Origin of the sequence: Sphingobacterium puteale (genome assembly GCF_003627955.1) — a bacterium.
GTDB lineage: Bacteria > Bacteroidota > Bacteroidia > Sphingobacteriales > Sphingobacteriaceae > Sphingobacterium > Sphingobacterium puteale.
Genome location: NZ_RBWS01000008.1, coordinates 113,045 through 132,873, shown reverse-complemented (window position 1 = coordinate 132,873; position 19,829 = coordinate 113,045). Strand labels below are relative to the sequence as shown.

At 41.1% G+C, this 19,829-nt stretch carries 11 protein-coding genes; all 11 read right to left on the bottom strand.

What is annotated here, in order from left to right:
• Position 1: 1 nt before the first annotated feature.
• The 11 genes from D7322_RS11290 to D7322_RS11235 all read right to left on the bottom strand — a co-directional run bounded on the left by D7322_RS11290 (position 2) and on the right by D7322_RS11235 (position 19,746).
• Entirely contained in the window at positions 2-946 is a 945-nt protein-coding gene (locus tag D7322_RS11290) for a hypothetical protein (protein WP_121124278.1), read from the bottom strand.
• Positions 947-1,244: 298 nt separating this feature from the next.
• Positions 1,245-1,625 carry a hypothetical protein gene (locus D7322_RS11280; RefSeq protein WP_108636332.1) on the bottom strand — a complete coding sequence of 127 codons (381 nt, stop codon included), beginning with the start codon at positions 1,623-1,625 and terminating at the stop codon, positions 1,245-1,247.
• A gap of 109 nt (positions 1,626-1,734) precedes the next feature.
• A complete protein-coding gene (locus D7322_RS11275; RefSeq protein WP_121124274.1) occupies positions 1,735-3,069 on the bottom strand; it encodes a DUF5125 domain-containing protein in 1,335 nt (444 codons plus the stop codon).
• Between the two features lie 11 nt (positions 3,070-3,080).
• Positions 3,081-4,574 carry a glycoside hydrolase family 30 protein gene (locus D7322_RS11270; protein WP_245971324.1) on the bottom strand — a complete coding sequence of 498 codons (1,494 nt, stop codon included), beginning with the start codon at positions 4,572-4,574 and terminating at the stop codon, positions 3,081-3,083.
• An 11-nt stretch (positions 4,575-4,585) separates the two neighbouring features.
• A complete protein-coding gene (locus D7322_RS11265; protein ID WP_121124272.1) occupies positions 4,586-6,106 on the bottom strand; it encodes a RagB/SusD family nutrient uptake outer membrane protein in 1,521 nt (506 codons plus the stop codon).
• 10 nt (positions 6,107-6,116) lie between these two features.
• Positions 6,117-9,089, bottom strand: coding sequence for a SusC/RagA family TonB-linked outer membrane protein (locus D7322_RS11260; RefSeq protein ID WP_121124270.1), 2,973 nt, complete (start codon positions 9,087-9,089; stop codon positions 6,117-6,119).
• A 256-nt stretch (positions 9,090-9,345) separates the two neighbouring features.
• Complete coding sequence (locus tag D7322_RS11255; RefSeq protein WP_147430374.1) at positions 9,346-10,866, bottom strand: DUF6377 domain-containing protein; 1,521 nt, start codon at positions 10,864-10,866, stop codon at positions 9,346-9,348.
• 276 nt (positions 10,867-11,142) lie between these two features.
• Positions 11,143-15,693 carry an efflux RND transporter permease subunit gene (locus tag D7322_RS11250; RefSeq protein WP_121124266.1) on the bottom strand — a complete coding sequence of 1,517 codons (4,551 nt, stop codon included), beginning with the start codon at positions 15,691-15,693 and terminating at the stop codon, positions 11,143-11,145.
• Between the two features lie 13 nt (positions 15,694-15,706).
• On the bottom strand, positions 15,707-16,813 hold the full coding sequence (locus D7322_RS11245) for an efflux RND transporter periplasmic adaptor subunit (RefSeq protein ID WP_121124264.1): 1,107 nt from the start codon (positions 16,811-16,813) through the stop codon (positions 15,707-15,709).
• Positions 16,814-16,964: 151 nt separating this feature from the next.
• Positions 16,965-17,345: a hypothetical protein gene (locus D7322_RS11240; RefSeq protein ID WP_183078679.1), complete on the bottom strand. Its 381-nt coding sequence runs from the start codon at positions 17,343-17,345 to the stop codon at positions 16,965-16,967.
• Between the two features lie 112 nt (positions 17,346-17,457).
• The gene (locus D7322_RS11235) at positions 17,458-19,746 is read right to left on the bottom strand and encodes a GH92 family glycosyl hydrolase (RefSeq protein ID WP_121124260.1); all 2,289 of its coding nucleotides are present in this window, start codon (positions 19,744-19,746) and stop codon (positions 17,458-17,460) included.
• Positions 19,747-19,829: the final 83 nt, after the last annotated feature.

Sequence of the window (19,829 nt, the reverse complement as noted above, 5' to 3'; positions counted from 1 at the left end):
CTTAGAATAAAATATCGAGATGTAGCTCGCTTTTACGTCCTTCCACTCCCGGTGTAAAATCCTTTGGGACTTCAGTACCACGGATCACTTTTCCCTCTGGGTTCAACAGGATGAAATTTAATGTCCAATTTCCCGTCATGGTATAATTTACAACACCATGGTATAAACCGTCCTTATCCTGAATCAAATCTTTATTGTTAGGAGATGAGTGATTGCCCATAGAAGGTTCAGGCATACGCGGGTCTAACTTTAACGTATAACGCTCAACCTGCGAATAGGAAAGTTGCAGTTGACCAGCGGGGCCTTTTCCTGAGGAATCGAGCATCCTATTCAATTTATAGATGCCGGCGACCAATTTATTTTCGGCGACATTTGGCTTCTGCGGAGCAATCAATGCTATGACATACTGCTCTTCGTCCACTCCTGTGAACATCGTCATATTCAGATTCTTATTCGACTGTTGTTTAACCTGTACCTCTTTTATCAGGGAGAAGGTTTGATTGCCCACGGTAAAATTGATGTGGAGAGCCCAACTCCCCTCGGTACCGCTTTCGCTGGTGAAAACGGTATAACCTGAAAAATACTTATCCTCTGATTTATAATCAAAATCATACTGATTTGGACACGAATTCTTTTCTCCCATGACAGTGGTCCTAACGGGCAGAAATGTAAGACCCGACACTTCCACGGGAGTATTTGTTTGCGTGTTCTTAATCCTTACACGGATATCATTATAGCCGCGATATAATACACCGTTCAGCGCTTCTATACTGACCGTGTAAGCAGAGGTTACAACATTTGAAACCTCCTTAAATTCATTATTCTCTTCAATTACTTCTCCCCTTTCGGCTTCATAATTTGTTTTTCCCTTTGTACATGATCCAAGAAACACACACGCAAGAGCAGCATAAAAAACTATTGTTTTTATCAATATACTTACCTTCATAAAAATACCATGTTAGCTTAGTTAACAGGTGAGGTTTATAACACAGGTTCAAGCATGGTTAGAAGAAAACGAAATATAGACAGTGCCCGCAGCTATCAGAAAGGCAGCCACAATACATATCCTATCATAGAAATTTTTCTAAATTACCCGCAACCCATCGTCCAAAAACCGACGACCTGTTCAAATAAAATTTTCATCCGCTTAAATTCTTTATTCAGTAGCGATGAAGCGATCAAAGCATATACATATCACTATCAGCTAGCGACATACACGCGATGATGATTTCTAAAAAATGGATTTAAACTAATGGAGGGTGAAAAATTGTGAAGATTGGTCTGTAAGAATAATTTTCGTTGTATTCTGGGAACGGGCGTTCCGCAGCATCTTCCTGAAATAAAGAAGAAATCTTAAAATCAAAATTCTGGGTATTATTGATAAAAACAACATCAATAATACGTGATTCCAGGTTCTTTTGCTCCTTCTCTTCGTGCTCACGCATTTTCTTCATCAAGATACATTGTCCTCTACACGAGAGTGCCTTTTCGTTGAAACGGTTGATACATTCGTAACGGGCAATGTAATCTCGATTCAGCTCAAAAATGGACCATAGCCATACTGTTGAGAAGCTCTGGAGGAGCATCAAAGGCAATAAAATCCATATGAACTGTTTAGCTTTCATCTTGTGAGTTCAGCAAATATATAAATGAATCCCCGAATACACAAATTCAACAGAAACAATAAAGGCCCTAGGTAAGGTCTTACCCAGGGCCTGAAAAATTAAAAGTAGCTTATTTTGATACAACCGTAAGAACCGCTTTTTTATTACCCGCTGTTAAATCCAGCGTAAAAAGATACGTTTTTCCAGCTTCTAAGGTTTTACCCGTTTTGATACCCAGATTTCCGGAGTCACGTCCATTTTTACCGTCACCGATAAAAATCAGATCACTCGGAGTTGTCACATCCGTACCGCCAAATTCTCCACCCCAGCCCTTCTGATGGAAAAACTTAAAGTTGATATTATCGGTGTTGATAGACTCCCCTGCCTTTACTGTAATTTGATACTTCTTATTTCCCAATGGAGCTAAACAAAGTGCTTTATCAGTATTCCAGCCGACCTGATTGCTGGATACCTTAGGCTTTCCAACGCCTTCCCCAATTATCCATACGGCTCCAGTACCATCTTCCTGCAATTTAGCAAGATCATTTCCGGCCATGGCCTCAACCACGAAGTATTTTAGGGCAAAGTCTGCAGTAACTCGGTATTTCCCTGTTATTCCTTTAAACGATATAACCCCATCGGCGGCTCGCGTAAAGAAGTCAGGATCAATCCACCAATCTTGTAGATCTGCAATACCTTCAAAAGTTGCTGTCTCTCCTTGATTCAATATCAGTTCAACTTTGGAATGCGTGTCATCAAGACGGCTGAACAGCGATCCATTAAGCAATACGACAATAAATGGCGAGGCTTGAAACGTCAATGTATTAAATTGTATAGGGTATACGCCAGATGTTGAATTTGAAAACGGGATTTCAGCTGTAGAACCCAAATCGACAGCACTATTAACCCATCCAAAACTCATGGCATTACCCTGTTCGCCAACCTTTGGCGCCTGGATATAGCCCTTTACTTCGGCCGAAAAATTCTCCTTGGCGGCATATTGATTCCGTCCGGTTTTCTCCATCCGATAGGACTTTGATTCAGTAACCAAAGTGAGATAAGGAAAATCCGGACGGCTTAAGTCTATATCAAAGGATTGTTCGGTTTTTTTCTGACTAATATTCTGCAAAACAAACTTAATGGTCGCTTTCCCATCTGGGATGTCTTTCAAAAAAGGAACGTAAATTTTTCCGCTATAGTCGCCATTCTCTTTTGTACGGATCGTCGTTTCGGCGACCTTGTCATCTGTAAAATATAATTGAGCTTTCAGCGTAGACAAAGCGACTTCGCTATCCGATACACGAACATTAAACACTAAGCTATCACCAAAATGAGCAGCAGAAATAGCTGATTTCAATTCTATTTTGGGATCACCAATTTGATAGACATATTTTTCATCCTTTTTACAAGAACTTACTACGGCTATTATTCCCAATAGTATTATATTGATGAGATATCTTTTCATAACCCCGATATTTAGTTTTTCCAACGATAAGAGACGACTGAATTTGCGGGAACCTCGTAGCTAAAATGATTTTTACCATCTGCCAGTGTAATTTTCCGATTATCATTCGATTCATTCAACAACACCACAGCATAGGTTCCGTCCGTATTTTGAAAGGCACTATAAACCAGTCCTTCAGCGGTATATCCTGTGGCACCAATTCGTGTCGCTCCAGACTTAACCACAGATGAAAGATGTCCTACAATATAATAATGCGAGTTGCGTGTAATACTCTTATAATTTGATTTGTTAATATCGACAGCACCATAACAGGTCTGACAACCACCATCGCGATTCGGTCCCTTATCGGTATCCAACATCAGATTCCAAACAATAACACCTCTGCTCCAGTTGTTTACAGTCCCTAGTGCCACTTCGCGCATATCTTCCATCAAACGCTTATTAAGGTTACGCCCGTCATTCCATTCGCCAATGGATGTCTCTGTAAAGACCAGCTCCTTATCCGGACGTTGATTATGAATATCGATGAGTTCGGCTTTATCTCCCCCATAGTTGTGATAAGCTGCTCCAGCGATAAAGGAAGCCGCCCCGGCGTCATTATAGATTTTAACAGGGTAATCTTGCTGATCAGCCATGTTATCGTAATTATAGTTATGGTCAAATGCGTAGATCTTCGTCGCAATACTTGCAGCCTTGAGCTGTGGCCCCAGCGATTGTTTGATAAATGCCTGCTGTTCTTGCCATGACATGTACATAGAAGCAGAATTTTTCCGATTCAATGGTTCGTTTTGAACCGTAATTGAATAAATATTAATGCCCTCTTTTTTCATTGCCTGAATCCATTGCACAAAATACCAACCATAATCCTGATAGTATTTTGGATTTAATTGACCGCTAGTCCAAGAATCAAAAGGTTTCAAATCTGTCAGATTATTGACCTTCATCCATTTTGGCGGAGTCCATGGCGATCCCATAATTTTGACGTTTGGGTTGATAGCTAGAATCTCTTTCAGCACAGGAATAACATATTGCTTTTCTTCTGACTGCAATCCAAAATTTTCCTTTCCTTCTTTGTCCCAACAGGTATACTCACTCAATGAAAAATCAGAACATCCAATAGCAATACGAATGTAACTCATACCCATACCATCTTTATCGGAGAAAGTCTCCGTAAGAAATTTCGTCCGATCCTCCTTACTCATTTTCATCAGATTAAAACAGGTAGAACCGGTGATAGCCGCACCAAATCCGTCCATTGTCTGAAACTTCTGAGTGGGATTTAAGGTAATTGTGTTGGGCGACATATTAAACTTTGTACTAAAATCGACATATTTTTTGGTCAGATCATAAGCGCGGTTTGTATTCGTCATCACGATAGTGACATCGCCAGAGTTTTTGATATCATCACCTTGTGATGGTGTGAAGCTATCACGGTTACAAGATGTTGCTGTGATCAAACAGGACAACAAGAATGTATATATCATAGTGTTATTATTACGTTTCATAATTAAAATAGTTAGTATCCTGGATTCTGAACTAAGTTAGGATTCTGGTCAATTTTCGGCTGTGGAATTGGCAGACGATAGGAATTCTTTGTGAAAGGATATACTTGCGCCTTTCTTCCTGAGTCCTTCGCATACACGGCATTCATAACTGCTTCCACCTTATCCAAACGAACCAAATCAAACCAACGCTGTCCTTCGAAGGCCAATTCCAGACGGCGTTCTTTCAAATATGCTTCCAATAAAGCATCTTTGTTGGAGCGAATTCCCGCAGGTAATTTGGGCAATTTTACACGTGTACGGATCTTATCAATAATGTCAGCTGCACCGGAAAGATTTGATCCCAACTGAATCATGGCTTCAGCCTTTAGCAATAAAATATCGGCATACCGTAGCTTGACAATGCTGCTCATACCCGAACGCAATTTAAACATAAAAGGATAATGGTTCGACGGGTAATAGTTGCTCCAGGTTGTTGTATAGTAGACAATCGCTTGCTCCATACGAATTTGGTCTGCCTCATTCGTATATGCTTGTATCAAATCACGCGATGGTGTGACCCATTTGGCCCACGTAAATGCATTGTCGTAATTGGATAGGTCGCGGCCAAACATCCAAGTCGCCCAGTTTCCAGATCCAGGCATAAATTGCGCCTCTAAAATCGATTCTTTTGTATTTCGCTGCGCTAAGTCCGTCTTGGCCGCATTCAATTCATATAGATCACCGTAATTGGGATTCAAATCAAATCCATCTCCTGCCAATGCGTCCGCATACTGAATCACTTTATTATAATCTCTGAGCGGTTTCTCAGCATATAGCTTTACCAACATTGCCCGGGCTACAGACTTTGTAAACAAGGTTTTATTCGCATTGTTATTGACCGGGGCATCAACCAGGGCCTCCAAAAGATCCTTCTCGATCTGTTTATGCGCTTCCTCTTCAGTTGCTTGTTTCGGGAAGTACTCCGGGTATACTTCTTCGATATTTTCTGCCGTAATGTCTCTACCCTGTGTTGTAATGACCGGGATCGATCCAAATATGCGCACCATATCAAACATTGCCAATGCCCGAAAGATTTTACCCTGCGCCTTGTAGACTTTGATGTCAGCGTCACTAATGGATTTATCCGCAACACTATCGACATTGATTATTAGACGGTTGGCCCGCGCAATATCTTCAAGATAACGTGCCCAGTCTCGATCAACAACGGAGTTCGATCCCTCAATGGAATTATTCTCAAATGGTACAACTTCTGCACCTGTTGTTCCCGCGTACGCATTATCAGCATGGGAATCGCCGATTAGCAATAGATCCAGGTACCAATGCTCTTGCCTATCGCGCATCTGTTGGTAAATCCCGGAAAGAAAATTATCAACCTCGCTTTTGTTTTTGAAGACGATCTGTGTTCCGTTTTCAGTTTTACCCTGACTCACATCTGTATAACTGTCCAGTGGATCACGATTTAGCGAGCACGAAGCCAGCAACAAGCCTGTCATGAACAACGGTAAAACGTATTTAATATTAGTTTTTTTCATCACAATTCAATTAAAATTCTACATTTACACCAAGTACAAAAGATCTATTTTGCGGATATGTTCCCCAATCGAGGCCTTGTACTCTTCCCGAATTTCCCCACTGGTTTACCTCCGGATCCATGCCTGAATATTTAGTCAGCGTAAATAGATTACTTGCCGAAAAATAAGGCTGAATCTTATGAATGCCAATCTTTTTCAAACGTTCAGGTGCGATGGAATAACCCAATGAAATATTTTTTACGCGCAAATAGCTTCCATCTTCCACAAAATAAGATGAGTTTTTAATATCAAAGCCTGCTTTGGGCACATGTGTAATCTGTCCCGGAATGCGCCAGCGATCGAGTACGACGGTTGTTTGATTACGGCCATCATACATTCCTTCTGTTTCCATTCGGCTCGCGTTGAAAATGTCATTACCATAAGTACCCTGAAGAAATATACTTAAGTCAAAATTTTTCCAGGAAAAGCTATTTGTCAATCCATATACAAATTTTGGATTGGGATCTCCAATATAAGTCAGATCGGAAGGAGATGTTTTGCCATCACCATTCAAATCTCTATACATTAGTTCGCCTGTCTCCGGATTTACACCATCAGAGATATAACCGTAAAATCCACCTAAAGGTCTTCCGGGTTCATTCCTAACTACAGTTGCATTGACTAGATTATTTGTAACCGCATCATTGTAGATTTTTGTAAAGACGAGCTTGTCCAGACGGTTTTTATTAAAGGAGATATTAAAATCCGTATTCCATGTAAAATCTCCTGCTAGATTCTTGGAGTTGATTCCGATCTCAAATCCTTTATTGGTCATCTCGCCCTCGTTCCGTTTAATTGTACTCGCCGAAGAAGATCCTGTAGGTAAGCTCACTTCCATCAACATATCTGTTGTTTTTTTATGGTAGTAATCTAAGGTCAGGTTCAATCTGTTATTTAATGTAGAAAAATCAATCCCCACATTTGCCTGGGTCGTCGTTTCCCATTTTAAATCTGTCGCTCTCAATGTAGTCGAATTCCCAATATTCGGCGGGGAATATTGATATTTGTCCTCAAACCAAGGTAATCGCTGAATCACATTGAACGAAAGATAGGAATAGTCACCAAGTCCGGATTGGTTACCAGTCTGCCCCCATCCTCCACGTATTTTCAGCTCATTGATCCAATCTATATCTTTCATAAAATCTTCCGCCGATAAGCGCCATGCTGCCGACACGGAAGGAAAATATCCCCAGCGACCGGAAGGGCTCAATTTAGACGATCCATCCGCACGCATATTTGCAGTTAAAAGATATTTCCCATCGTAATTGTACATCGCACGGGCAAAATAGGATAGGATTGCCCAATTGGATGCTCCGGATCCGGTTCCATTCCATGAAATCTTGTTTGCCGCATTGAGTGTCTGTATGATACCATTAGCATAATTGGAACCATAAATATAACTATTGGAATATTTCGAATCTGTCCAGGATGAACCTGCCATCGCTTCCAAGCTGTGTTTTCCAAAGCTTTTGCTGTAAGTCAGCACATTGTCCCAGGTCAATACCGTGTTTGTATTACGGACGTCAGAAGCCTCCCCAAACTGATTTCTGCCCTGTTGCGTAATCCAAGGATCTAAAAATGTGGTCAGTACGCCCGAGCGTCTGTCCATTGAAAACGAAGACTTCCAGGTTAAATTGGGCATAAAAGCGATCAATACACTTCCTGTCGCCAACAACCTATTCTCACGATTATTGTTATTCTTGGTTCGTTCAAGATTTTCTAAAGGGCTGTTAATATTTAGCCCATTGAAATTGGTATTGTACCGATCAGGAAACAGAGGATCCCATATTGGCGCATAAGTTGGCGTATTAATGATCGAAGTAACCACTCCGCCACGATTAGATCCGTTGCCCGAGATAATCCCGTTGGTATTGTAATCTGCATAAGATAAATTGGCATTAACCTTCATCCATCTTTTTACTTGATTATCTATATTCGCTTTGAAGTTATAACGTCTAAAGAATGAACCTTGCAGTGTGCCTTTCTCTGTCAGATAGCCCCCACCCAAATAATAGCGTAATTTCTCGTTACCATCGGAGATTGATAATTGGTAATTCTGTTGAACTCCGGTTTTATAGGTTTCCTTAAACCAGTCTGTCTGATCAGTAAGCCCTTCTGGTAGCTTAACATAACCTGTCTCATCCATCAGCTCCTTGTATTGTGCGGTATTCAGGACTTTTACGCTATTGTTAACCACATTTGCTGTCGCCTGCGCTCCTAAGGTAATTTTTGCTTCCCCTGCTTTTCCGGATTTTGTGGTCACAAGAATAACACCATTTGCTCCGCGCGACCCATAAATAGCTGCCGAAGAAGCATCTTTTAAAATCTGAATATCCGTAATATCACTCGGTGATAAAAATTTGATGTCCTCTACAGGTAATCCATCGACAACATAAAGCGGATCGTTTGAACCATTAAAAGACGTCGTCCCACGGACTTTAATTGACATTTCACCACCTGGGGCACCATTGGGTTGAATCACAGATACACCTGCTGCTTTTCCTTGTATGGCCTGCCCCAAACTTACAACCGGCCTCTTCTCCAAATCTTTGGTAGACACAGAAGAAATCGCAGTGGTTACATCCTTCCTTTTTACGGAACCGTAGCCGATGACAATGACGTCTTCAAGGACATTAGTAGCTGAATTCAGCTGAACAGTCATGGTACTATTGGCCGGCAATTCTTTGTTGTCATAGCCAATAAAACTAAATTGAAGAATGCTGCCTTGTGGAGCCGAAATCTGGAAACGACCTTCTCCATTACTGGAAACCGCATTGCTGGTACCTTTCTGTGTTATCGTTACGCCTGTGAGCGGTTTCTGATCCTGCGCATCCAGCACCCGTCCACTGACCTGAATACGGTCCTGTGCAAATACCGAATTCAACCAGGTACACAAGAAAATCAGCCCCATGGAAAAGGTTACTTTTCGAGTAAAGTAAATCATATGAAATAAAAAAAATTGGTTATTGTTTTGTCTTTGGTTATTCCAAAATTGCGAGGAGTTTCCCCTGCTCCATCGCTCAAAACAAAACTAGCAGGACCTAAACAGGAAAAAAAGTGAAGGTACTCAAAAAGTACCTAACAAAAAATACAAATTACTGGAAAACAATAATTTGTAAAAACAAAAACAGGATAAAAAGTACCAAAAAGAGATCCAATCCACTCCAGTATTGTTACTTTTCGGGTAATTTCACCACTTATTATGATCGATCAATAGTTGCAATTTGACAAACAGAAGCCTCGAAGTCATCGCGATGACCAGCTGCTTTGTTACGTACCTTGGTCCTATAGTTATAAACTGTACGAAGGGAGTACCTCAGAAAGCTGGCAATCTTAACCGAATCATCTATTCCTAAACGAATCAGAGCAAAGATCCGCAGTTCCGTATTGAGCAATTCGTTCTTCTTTGGATATATCTTCTCGTCCTCCTGAAGAAGGGCATTAAATTCATCGACAAAAGTTGGATAAAGGTTCAAAAAGATGCGATCAAAATTGATATAAAGCTGTTGTATTTCTCTTTCTTCCATCTGTGTCGATTTCAATTGCTCCCGAATTGCTTCCCACTGTTGATTGGATGCTTTTTTTAGTAAAGCTTTTCGTATATCCTCCATTTTGTCGATATAACTTGAACACATATCAAAAAATTGCGCAATATACTCCTCTTTAATGTGATTAGACTCCGAGAGTTTAAGATTTGTTTGATTAATTTCTGTGTTCAATGCGCGTAACTGCTGATTGGTTCCGGACAATTCAGACCTGATCCTGCGCAAATGCTGTACTTGACGATAGATCACGATCAAGCCGATAATTACGCCGATCAACAAAATACTGACCACAACAACCAATGCGATCAATTGCTTATTCTGACTATTGATTTTCTGTTGGTACGCCGCATTAATGATCGGGTAGGAAGAAGTACCTTCAATAATACGGTAACGTACTTTACACAGCATCGCGTCATCAATCGCCTTTTCTATATAGCGAAAAGCACGATCAAAATCCTGTTTGTCATAATAAGTTAGCGCTAAATCATGAAATGATGCATTGTCTCGATTCGCCATCTCAATATCCGCACTTGCCGACACAGTCAGATAATAAAGTTGACCGGCCGTATTTTTTTCATATTTATAGATCAAGCTAATAAAATAGGACAATAAGGCGCGCTGCTCCAAGTCTTTCTGATTTTCGGTCCAGAGCTTGAAAAATTGCTTTTTTGCATCCTCCCGACTGCCGTTAAATAAGGTCTTTATCGCAATGGTCGTCCGATATTCCAAGGAAGATTTCGGTAAAACCTGTAATAGTGAATCGCGATAACGTTCACTCGCCTGATAATATTCCTGACGGTTGTTACTTTGTCCGTAATGACTATAAAATGAGCTATAGGTATCGTAATATTTGGCTAAAAGTTTGGTACCAAGGCCTGCGGGACTAATCTCATTCAACAATTTTGACGCTTCAATATAACGTCCAATCGTCGAATAAACCCAGGCTAAATCTAATTGAATAACTGTATGCAGTGAATCATTGTTGGCCGGAGCTAATTTTTGGCAAAGCGTGATATAGGCAAGTGCGGCGTCGGAATCGAATTTTTTGTAGTTCTCAAAAATTTCATAATTCTTCTGAAAAAAACGGTTCTCATCAGCTTCCAGTGATTTTGCTTCCTGCTTTAGTTTATCCAATTTATCTTCCCGATTCTTAGCGTACATCTTCTGATTTTCCATTAGATATTCTAACCTTTGAAAAATCTTGGTACTATCCGAATAGTTCTGGGCAGATAGTATAAAACTTAAATGAAATAGAAAAATGAAAACAAAAATGCGCTGCAACATAATAAAGCCAAGTTCAACATAGTCAAAGCTAAACTACATAAAAATAACAATAAAAAAGAGGACATCTCACGACGGCCTCTTTCCCTGACCCGATTAAGGATCTAAGAATTAACAAGTTAATTCTTTATCGCATGAAAAATAGTTTTCCTAATTAGTTGGACATTTGGTTTATTTCCACCCACCGCCCAAAGCTTTGTAAAGTAAAATCTGGTTCAGGGTATTTTCTTTCTCCAGTTCGACTTTTCCAATCTGGGCCTCCAAAGATTCTTTTTGTGCCGTAACGACGTCCAACGATGTCACCCGTCCAGCAATAAATAGTTCTTGTGCGGCCTCAATGGATAGATCCAACGCCTTTACATGCTCATCCACAAACGTTCGCCGTTTGCTGATCGCTTCTTGGGTCATGATGACATTAGATACTTCATTATAGGCGTTTACAACAGTTTTCTCATAGTCTAAAAAAGCAATTCCATAATCAGCCTTTGCAATTTCATACTGCGTCTTCAATTGTCTTTGATTCAATATAGGTAGTGTAATGCCGCCAAATAAATTATAGGCAATGGACTTGTCCAGATTAAACAACTTGTTGAAACTGAAACTCTGCAAACCAACAAAAGGGCTAATAGCTACCGAAGGCAAAAAAGCAAGCCGGGATGCTTCCTGGCTGTTTGAAGAAGCCATCATCTTCAGATAGGCTGTTTTGATATCCGGACGCTGGTTGACCAGATCATCTGGTGTACCGAAGGTCATTGCATGATAGAGATTGGTGTTCTCAACGTATGCACTGCGCTCGATAGGTTGATAATATCGTCCCAGCAATCCATTGATATGATGTTCCCAAAGTGCAATCTCTTGACTCAATTTTTCTTGAGCAGATTTGGAATTTGCCAATAGCGCTTTAAACTGTTGAACAGACAGCTCCGTGGCATAACCGGCATCTTTTTTTACCTCCACCACTTCAAGGGCATTCGTATGCAATTCAATATTGCGGTTATACACCTTGATCTTTTGATCCAAAGCCATTAACTCATAATAGGCTGTTGCAATGTTGGACACCAATTCCGTTTCCAACAAACGCTTCCCTTCCTGTTCGGCCAAAAGACCAAAATAAGCAGCTTGTTTTTGACTTTTTAATTTACCCCATAGATCAATTTCCCAGGAAGAACGAAGTCCAATAAAATAATCGGGAATAAATGGTTCAGGCAGCTTTTCATCACTTTTTAAATTATCTGAAAAGTTTGAATCATAGTTACCGATACCCGATTCCGTATAGTGACCATACTTACGTATCCCGCCCTCGACAGCAGCTTCCACTGTAGGCCCCAATGCAGCTTTACGCTGTTTAAAATAAGCTTGTGCAGATTCCAATCGTAAGATGGATTGACGGACATCGATATTATTCTTCAGAGCGGAATCAATCAATGCGACCAGAAGGGGGTCCTTAAAGATTTCCCGCCAAGACCGATTCCCTACATTTACGCTATCAATAGCAGTCCTTTCCGCAAAGGCGGTCGGTACGGCAATTTTCTCAGGCTGTGCCGCCTTCTTCGGGACGGAACAACTACCAAAAAGAATGAGCGCAGCAATCACCAATGAGGTCTGTTTGATAACCTGTTTTTTATTCGATTTTTTCGAGAATAAGATCACCAGCCCCGGGATAACAATAACCCCTAATATCGTCCCGATAAGCATCCCGCCGACCGCAGCAGTACCGATACTTCGATTTCCCAAAGCTCCGGCACCATTAGCCATCATCAATGGGATCAATCCAGCTATAAAGGCAAAAGAAGTCATTAAAATAGGACGTAAACGAGCGACAGCCCCTTCAATTGAAGCTGTTACAATATCCATTCCCTGCTTATATTTTAAATTGGCATATTCGACAATTAGGATGGCATTTTTACCCAAAAGACCGATTAGCATGACTAAAGCTACCTGTGCATAAATATTGTTTTCCAATCCAAAGACTTTGAGGAAGATAAAGGCCCCAAAAATTCCGGCAGGTAAACAGAGTAGCACTGGTAATGGTAATAAAAAGCTTTCATATTGAGCACATAATAACAGATACACAAACAGCAAACAGAGCGCAAAAATATACAGCGCCTGATTTCCTGAAATCTTCTGTTCACGCGTCATACCGGACCATTCAATACTATAGCCCTGCGGCAAAGATGAAGCGATCTTTTCCACTTCTTCGATTGCCTGTCCCGAGCTGAATCCTGGAGAAGACTGACCAGTAATCATCGCCGAACTAAACATATTGTATCGTGTAATCTGTTCAGGGCCATAAATACGCTCCATGGAAATAAAGGCATTGTAGGGTACCATCTCCCCTGTTTCATTCTTGACATATAGTCGGAGTACATCTTCAGGTCGCTGGCGGTACTCAGGCCCGGCCTGTACCATCACCTTATACATTTGACCATAACGGATAAAATTTGTAGCATATAGACTTCCCATCAACGTCTGCAAGGTATTCATCGCATTTTCAACAGAAATACCCTTCTTTGCGGCCATATCATAATCCACCTTCAGCATATATTGCGGGAAGTTAACGTCAAAGCTGGAGTTGATGTCCTGAATGACTTCACTTTTCTCCATATCCTCCATAAACTTCTCCAGTACCTCCGCAGTCTTATTCAGATCCTCATTACCACTACGGTCCAACAGACGAAGTTCAAATCCCGAAGAGTTACCAAAACCAGGTACTGTCGGCGGTGGGAAAAAATCAATCTGCCCATCAACAAAGTCCTTTGTTTTCTCACGCAGTTCTCTGATCACATCATCGACCGTCTGATTACGTTCTTTCCAAGGCTTAAGATTGATCATCCCCATGCCATAAGAAGCCCCGGAGACTTCGGTAACGATACTATATCCCGATAACGTTGAAACGGTTTCAACAATATCAAGTTTGCGCGCCACAGAGTCAACCTTATCCAATACGCGCTCAGTACGATCTACTGTCGCACCGGGAGGAGTCGTTACGGAGACATAGATCATCCCTTGATCTTCCGTTGGAATAAAGCCCGATGGCAATATTGCACTACTTCCCCAAGTTGCTACGAAGAACCCACCTAAAAGCAACAGTGTAAGCCCACGTCTGGCACTGGTTTTCACCAATATTCCCTTATAACCGAAAGCTGTACGATCATAAACCTTATTAAATTGTTTAAAGAAACGGTCCAACCAATTATTAGACGGTTTGCGGTCGTGTGGTGACCGAAGGAAAAGCGCACATAGTGCCGGTGTCAATGTCAAGGCATTAATACCTGAAATCACGATAGCCGCCGCCAGAGTTAGTGAAAACTGTCTATAAAATATCCCCACTGGCCCCGACAGAAAAGCAACAGGAACAAACACGGCTGACATCACCAAAGTGATTGCCACAACCGCACCACCAACTTCTTTCATCGCTTCCAAAGTCGCTTCCATAGGCTGCAAATGTTCTTCTTCCATTTTAGCGTAAACTGCCTCCACGACCACAATCCCATTATCGACCACAATTCCGATCGCCAATACTAGTGCAAATAGAGTAAGTAAGTTGATTGAAAATCCCAACATCTGCATGAAAAATAAAGCTCCGATCAGACAGACCGGTACGGCTAAAATCGGGATAACTGTCGCTCGAAAATCCTGTAAAAAGATAAACACGACAATGAAAACCAATAGAAATGCTTCCAATAGCGTCTTTATAACAGATGAAATAGAAGCATCCAGAAAACGGGACACGTCATAGCCCATAGTATAGGTCATGCCGGCTGGGAATGAAGTCTGCTTCAGTTCCGCCATGCGATCTTTTACCCGTTGAATCACTTCCTGCGCGTTGGATCCGGGAAGCTGTTTTAACATAATAGAGGCCGATGGCCGTCCATCAGTCTTGGAGACCATTTCATAATCCAGGGAACCAAACTCAACATCGGCCACATCCTTGATACGAATAATGGAACCGTTGGAATTTGCACGAATAGGTACATTCGCATACTCGTCAATTTCTGTAAATTTTCCAGGGTAACGCAAAACGTACTGCTGCATATTTCGCATCTTGTCGGAACTTATCCCAGTTTGTCCGGGTGCTGCTTCAATATTTTGTTTGCGCAAAGCCGCCACCACATCTTCTGCAGAGATATTATAGGCAGCCATACGATCCGGTTTTACCCATACACGCATCGCATAATCACGCATACCCATAATCTGGGCCAAACCAACCCCCTCGATACGTTTTAACTCCTTCAGGATATTAATATCGGCGAAGTTATAGATAAAGCGTTCGTCAGCAGTTTCATCGTCGGTGAACACATTCAGGTACATCAGCATCGAGTTGACTTCCTTCTCTGTCGTTACCCCGGCTTTAATAACCTCTTCAGGCAACTCATCGAGCACTGTCGTTACCCTATTTTGTACGTTTACCGCAGCAATATCCGGGTCCGTTCCCACCTCAAAGAAAATCTGGATCACCGTGCTTCCGTTATTGGTCGATACGGAGTTCATATAAGTCATCCCGGCAACACCATTGATTGCTTTTTCAAGTGGGATGGCCACCGCATTGGTACTTACCTCTGCATTTGCCCCCGTATAATTGGCATTCACCACCACAGAAGGCGGAACAATATCCGGAAACTGCGTAATCGGTAATGTAAATAATGCCAGTAAACCCAAGAGTGTAATAAAAACCGATATGACCAGTGATAATATAGGTCTTTTTATAAATGTTTCAAACATAATTTATCCTCCGCTACAGCTTCCTCAATTTTGGATTAATCTTCATACCGTTACGCAAGTTTTGCACACCTTCATAGACCACTTTAACATTGGGATCAAGACCGCCTTCAACAATATAATAATGCCCCACACGAGCCCCAGCAATAAAGGGTGTCATCTTGACTGTACTATCAGCTTGCATGGTATAGACATATGTTTTATCCTGTATTTCAAATACTGATTTTTGATGTACAAATGCATGCTCTCCAGTTTCCATTGGTACGGCAATCTTGCCGGTAGCCCCATGTTTTAAGATATGCTCTGCATTGGGAAATTGTACACGGAGGGAAATTGATCCTGTATTTGCTTCAAATTCACTTTCTACAATATGAGCAACGCCTTCATGTGGATATAAGACTCCATTCGCCAAGATCAGTTTCACAGTTTTACGGGTTTCTTTACCATTCATTTTATCCTGCATCATGGTTAGATACTCCCGTTCAGAAATATCAAAATATACGTTGACCTGGCTTAAATCCGAAATCGTGGTGATAAGACTTCCTTCTGTCAGTAGTGATCCCTCCTTTAATAAAATCCGGTCTATCCGACCATCAAATGGTGCCTGGATCACCGTATAATCTAATCTTGTCTGAGCTTGATTAACTAAAGCACGCGCTTCCTCGATTTTGGAATTGGCGGCCTTTAATTGAATTTTCAATAGATTATATTCTGAAGGACTCACAATATTTTTATCCACCAATTTCTGGGTTCTTTCCATCTCAAGCTTAATTTTTTGCGCTTCAGCAATGGAGTTATCATATTGCGCTTTCGCTTTGGCGAGTTCCGAACGATATTCTTCGTTATTGTATCTGAACAAGACTTGACCTTTCTTTACCCAGGCCCCTTCATCCACAAAGATTTTATCCAAAAAACCATTCAGCTTGGACCGGATCTCTACATTTTTCAAAGCCTGAATATCTGCAATATATTCTTGGTAGACTGTTGTATCCATTACAATCAAGGGTGTAACGGGTATATTTTTAATTTCTTCTTTTTGTTCGGCATTCGCATTGGAGGAGCGACAAGAAGCCAGCATTCCTACCGTACCCAATAATAGGCACAGCGCAAGTAATTTCTTCATAAAAACGATAAAAAATAAAATGTTAAACTAGATGGGAGCTACAATAATATTGCATAACAACGCAAGGAAACCACTGCCCTGTGACATCATTAACAAGAGTTAAAAAACAGTAGATTTTATAGACTCCGATAGAAAAGTAAAAGGAAAATACCTAGAAAGGCCGGAATCTATACAAGAACTCATAATATCCCGGTCGACAGAGCGTCTTTGACCGATAAAAAGGATGCACCTTATCTTTCGAAAAGCACAACGCAGTAAATACAATCCCAAAAACAAATATAAAGATGGATAGTACCTGACTATTAACAGAAAATATACGATAATCGTCCTGTAACAGTACTTTTTCTTCCTGTGAAGAATGAATAGGTTCTAAATCCAATACATCATCCAAAAAATATTCCACGATAGTTTCCCCCGCATGCAACACCTGTCCTGTCGCTGATGAGAATGACTCATACGTCAAGAGATTGAGATACGCAAAGAGTGTTAGAAGATGGAATAATTTACCTAACATATCGAATTTTCGAACCACAAAGGTATGGTTTTAAACTGCTAAGATTATTTTATTAATGTAAAAAAACCATGACAGCAACCGAATTCCTGTTCATGGCTTTTACCATATTAAAAAAGGATTACACGCCATTTTAACGCTTTTCCTTACTGAAAGAATAGGGTGCATCTTCTTTCTTGATCCCCCTGTTTTTATTCGGCTCTGCGCTCATATTGAACTCCAATTTCGCTCCCTTTAATAGCTCGGCGTAGCGAAGGTAGTTTTTATCATACACCTTTCCATTCCAGGAAAGGCGATCTACATAGACTTGGTCTGGGCCCTGCTGTTTTGCATAAATATGAATTTCTTTTCCATTTTCGAGTTTTAAGGTCGCCTTCTCAAACTGAGGAGAGCCAATAACGTACTCTCCGGAGCCCGGCGAAACAGGATAAAATCCCAGCGAAGAAAAGACATACCATGCAGATGTCTGCCCATTATCTTCATCGCCACAGTAACCATCCGGAGTAGGTAAATAAAGTTTATCCATTATCTTGCGGATCCAATATTGTGCCTTCCAAGGTTGTGCCGCATAATTGTAGAGATAAGGCATGTGCTGGATAGGCTGATTGCCATGAGCATACTGTCCCATATTCATTACCTGCATTTCACGCATCTCATGGATCATGCTACGGCTCTTCATTCCCTCATAACTTGGAATAGCAAATACCGTATCCAACATGGAAACAAATGATTTATTTCCGCCCATCAAATCTATTAATCCCTGTGGATCATGAAATACGCAGAAGCTCCAATGCCAGGCATTTCCTTCAGTATATTCACGCGACCAGGCGCTTGGATCAAAATTAGTGACAAACGATCCATCAGATTTTTTGCCCCGCATCAACTTTGTACTTGGGTCATAAAGATTCTTGTAATTCATCGCACGTTGCGCATAAATGGCTATTTCGGATTTTGGTTTCCCCAGCGCCTTTCCAAATTCATAAATACACCAGTCATTATAAGCGTATTCTAAGGAACGTGCTACATTCTGGTCCACCTTGACATCTGCTGGAATATAGCCCAATTTATTATAATATTCATGGCCAAAGCGTCCGGTAGAGGAATGTTTGGGATATGCATTATGCGCTCCGTGTTTTAGGGCCTCCCAAAGCACTTCTTTATCATAACCTTTTCGATCAGTTATCAAAGCATCTGTTACTATTGAGGCAGAATTATTACCGATCATAGATGCGCGGTGTCCTGGTGATGCCCATTCAGGCAAATAGCCACTTTCCTTGTAAGCATTCACCAAGCCGACCTGCATACGGTCGTTCATCGACGGATACAATAAATTCAAAAGTGGAAACAAACTTCTGAACGTGTCCCAAAAACCTGTATCCGTAAACATCTCACCAGGCAAAACCTGTCCATTGTAGGGACTATAATGGATTCTATTTCCGGAAGCATCAATTTCTGAAAAATCCCGGGGAAATAAAGTCGAACGGTAAAGGCAAGAATAAAAAGTGCGTAAACGGTCTATATTGTTATCTTCAACCTGGATACGACCCAATACTTCATTCCATTGCGCTTTACCCTCATCAGCAACCTGTGCAAATGTTTTGGATTTCACCTCCTTGAGATTAAGTTCGGCCTGTTCAAAGCTAATAAAGGAGGAAGCAACTTTAGCGACTACTTTATCACCCCTTTTTAACGAAGGAAAACCTACGATCGCCCCAGCGTGATCATCCCGAACTTCCAGCTGATTGTCTTTAATATTACCATTCGTTACACCGGCTTTGTAGGAAAAAGGCCGATCGAAAGTAATGACAAAGTAATTCTTAAAATTGTCCGGAACACCACCGCTATTTTTTGTCGAATAACCGATAATTTTATTTTCCTGTGGAATAACTTTAATATACGACCCTTTGTCAAAGGCATCAATAATCACGTACGCCTGATCTGTCTTGGGAAAAGTAAATTGAAATACCGCTGCCCGCTGTGAAGGTGTAAGCTCGGCCGTTACATCATGATCCGCTAGATAAACACTGTAATAATAAGGTTTCGCGATTTCAGCTTTATGCGAGAACCAGCTCGCGCGTTTTTCCTGATCAAACTGTGGTTTGCCCGTCATGGGCATCAAAGAAAATTGGCCATAATCATTATTCCAGGGGCTTGGCTGATGCGTCTGTTTAAATCCCTTGATTTTATCCGCAGTATAGGTATACACCCATCCGTCGCCCATATTCCCCGTCTGTGGTGTCCAAAAATTCATTCCCCAGGGACGTGCTATCGCCGGATATGTATTTCCGTTTGACAGTTCATATTTAGATTCTGTACCGATCAATGGGTTTACATAGTCTACGGGTGAAGCTTGCTGTGCCAAACTCAGCTGAGCCGCAAAAAGAAATAGAATGCCGCCTGTTATTTTTTTAATATTGAACATAATTATTGATTTGGTTGATGCTGCCTAAAAAACAACCTAAAAGCTAAAACGTATTAGTAAATATAATTAAGAATTTTAAATAT

Excerpts from the sequence above, each read along its gene's own strand:
- D7322_RS11290 (WP_121124278.1), bottom strand. The coding sequence starts at position 946 with ATGAAGGTAAGTATATTGATAAAAACAATAGTTTTTTATGCTGCTCTT.
- D7322_RS11280 (WP_108636332.1), bottom strand. The coding sequence starts at position 1,625 with ATGAAAGCTAAACAGTTCATATGGATTTTATTGCCTTTGATGCTCCTC.
- D7322_RS11275 (WP_121124274.1), bottom strand. The coding sequence starts at position 3,069 with ATGAAAAGATATCTCATCAATATAATACTATTGGGAATAATAGCCGTA.
- D7322_RS11270 (WP_245971324.1), bottom strand. The coding sequence starts at position 4,574 with ATGAAACGTAATAATAACACTATGATATATACATTCTTGTTGTCCTGT.
- D7322_RS11265 (WP_121124272.1), bottom strand. The coding sequence starts at position 6,106 with ATGAAAAAAACTAATATTAAATACGTTTTACCGTTGTTCATGACAGGC.
- D7322_RS11260 (WP_121124270.1), bottom strand. The coding sequence starts at position 9,089 with ATGATTTACTTTACTCGAAAAGTAACCTTTTCCATGGGGCTGATTTTC.
- D7322_RS11255 (WP_147430374.1), bottom strand. The coding sequence starts at position 10,866 with ATGGAAAATCAGAAGATGTACGCTAAGAATCGGGAAGATAAATTGGAT.
- D7322_RS11250 (WP_121124266.1), bottom strand. The coding sequence starts at position 15,693 with ATGTTTGAAACATTTATAAAAAGACCTATATTATCACTGGTCATATCG.
- D7322_RS11245 (WP_121124264.1), bottom strand. The coding sequence starts at position 16,813 with ATGAAGAAATTACTTGCGCTGTGCCTATTATTGGGTACGGTAGGAATG.
- D7322_RS11235 (WP_121124260.1), bottom strand. The coding sequence starts at position 19,746 with ATGTTCAATATTAAAAAAATAACAGGCGGCATTCTATTTCTTTTTGCG.